The organism is Pleomorphomonas carboxyditropha (assembly GCF_002770725.1).
Lineage (GTDB): Bacteria > Pseudomonadota > Alphaproteobacteria > Rhizobiales > Pleomorphomonadaceae > Pleomorphomonas > Pleomorphomonas carboxyditropha.
In genome coordinates, this window is the sequence record NZ_NQVN01000064.1 from 1 (window position 1) to 1,421 (window position 1,421).

1 protein-coding gene is annotated in these 1,421 nt (G+C 63.4%); it reads left to right on the forward strand.

What is annotated here, in order from left to right; all coding sequences use genetic code 11:
• A partial coding sequence (gene mmsA, locus CJ014_RS27210; RefSeq protein ID WP_100083621.1) for a multiple monosaccharide ABC transporter ATP-binding protein occupies positions 1-1,421 on the forward strand: 1,421 nt, incomplete at both ends.

Sequence of the window (1,421 nt, forward strand, 5' to 3'; positions counted from 1 at the left end):
ACCAAGACGTTTCCCGGCGTCATTGCGTTGCGCGACGTCAGCTTTTCGGTAGAGGAAGGCGAAATCCACGCGCTCTGCGGTGAAAACGGCGCCGGCAAGTCGACGCTGATGAAGGTGCTGAGCGGCGTCTACCCCCACGGCACCTACGACGGCGAGATCTACTACAACGGTCAGCTGAAGACCTTCGGCTCCATCAAGGACACCGAGGAAGAAGGCATCATCATCATCCACCAGGAACTCGCGCTGATCCCCATGCTGTCGATCGCCGAGAACATCTTCCTGGGCAACGAGGTCGCCACCGGCGGCGTCATCAACTGGGCCGAGGCGACGCGCCGCACCTCCGAGCTGCTGGCCAAGGTCGGCCTCAGGGAAAATCCCTCGACGCTGATCACCCACATCGGCGTCGGCAAGCAGCAGCTGGTCGAGATCGCCAAGGCGCTGTCCAAGAAGGTCAAGCTGCTGATCCTCGACGAGCCCACCGCCTCGCTCAACGAGACCGACTCCAACGCGCTGCTCGATCTGCTGCTGGAGTTCAAGAAGCAGGGGCTGACCTCGATCATCATCTCGCACAAGCTCAACGAGATCTCCCGCGTCGCCGACAAGATCACCGTGCTGCGCGACGGCGCCACCGTCGAGACGCTCGACTGCCATGCCGAAAAGATCTCCGAGGCGCGCATCATCCGCGGCATGGTCGGCCGCGAACTCAGCGACCGCTTTCCCAAGCGCCAGCCGAAGATCGGCGAGACCATCTTCGAGGTGCGCAACTGGACGGCCTATCACCCGATCCACGCCGACCGGAAGATCTCCAACGCCATCAACCTCAACGTCAAGCGCGGCGAGGTGGTGGGCATCGCCGGCCTGATGGGCGCCGGCCGCACCGAGTTCGCCATGAGCGTGTTCGGCCGCTCCTACGGCCAGAAGATCTCCGGCGAGGTGCTGATCAACGGCAAGCCGGCCGACGTCTCCACCGTCGAGCGGGCGATCAAGTCGGGCCTCGCCTACGTCACCGAGGACCGCAAGCAGCTCGGCCTGGTGCTGATCAACAACGTCATGCACAACACCACGCTGGCCAACCACAAGGCGGTTTCCAAATATGCGGTGCTCGACGACTACGCCGAGCGCCGGGCGGCCAACGAGTATCGCCAGAAGCTGCGCATCCGCACGCCCAGCATCTATCAGGACGTCATCAACCTGTCCGGCGGCAACCAGCAGAAGGTCGTCTTGGCCAAGTGGCTGTTCGCCAACCCGGACGTGCTGATCCTCGACGAGCCGACGCGCGGCATCGACGTCGGCGCCAAGTACGAGATCTACTCGATCGTCAACGACCTCGTCGCCGCCGGCAAGGCGGTCATCTTCATCTCCTCGGAAATGCCGGAGCTGCTCGGCACCTGCGATCGCATCTACGTCATGAACGAAGGCGC